At 67.9% G+C, this 592-nt stretch carries 1 protein-coding gene and 1 pseudogene; both read left to right on the top strand.

Going from position 1 to position 592, the window contains the following annotated elements:
* Window positions 1-263, top strand: a 263-nt coding sequence (locus tag NS354_RS12585; protein WP_153002224.1) for an ABC transporter permease, incomplete at its 5' end; no start/stop codon positions are given.
* A gap of 2 nt (window positions 264-265) precedes the next feature.
* A pseudogene (locus tag NS354_RS12580) lies at window positions 266-592 on the top strand (ABC transporter permease); the annotation flags it as partial.

Below are 592 nucleotides of genomic sequence, written 5' to 3'. Positions count from 1 at the left end.
AGCACGGCCTCCGCAACGCCGCGATCCCGGTCATCACGGTGACGGGCGTGCAGATCGCCGCGCTCATCATCGGCGCCGTGGTCATCGAGCGCGTATTCGTGATCCCGGGCCTCGGCTCGATGCTACTCGACGCCGTCGGCAACCGCGACATGCTCACCGTGCAGTCCGTTGTGATGGTGCTCGTCGCCATCACCCTGATCCTCAACCTCGTCGTCGATGTGCTCTACACGCTCATCGATCCGCGTCTGCGAAGGAGCGCCTAGCCATGAGCACGCAACAGGTTCCCACGCCGCCGTCACAGGCGCCGCGCACCAGCGCGATCAGCGCCCCGGGCAACGCCACCACGAGTGTCGTGTCGAAGCCGGGCAAGCGCCGGCTGTCGGCCACGCTGCTCATCGGGCTGATCCTCATCGGCCTCGTCGCCCTGGCCGCCATCGTGTCGTTCTTCTGGACGCCCTACGACCCCACGCAGGCGATGCCCGCGGACCGCCTGCAGGGATCGAGCCTCGCCCACCTCATGGGCACCGACAAGTACGGGCGCGACGTGTTCTCCGCCATGCTCTACGGCGCGCGCATCACCCTCTTCGTGGGC

Origin of the sequence: Leucobacter chromiiresistens (assembly GCF_001477055.1) — a bacterium.
Classification (GTDB): domain Bacteria; phylum Actinomycetota; class Actinomycetes; order Actinomycetales; family Microbacteriaceae; genus Leucobacter; species Leucobacter chromiiresistens_A.
The sequence above is the reverse complement of the archived record's forward strand: the minus strand, read 5'-3'. Positions and strand labels throughout refer to the sequence as shown.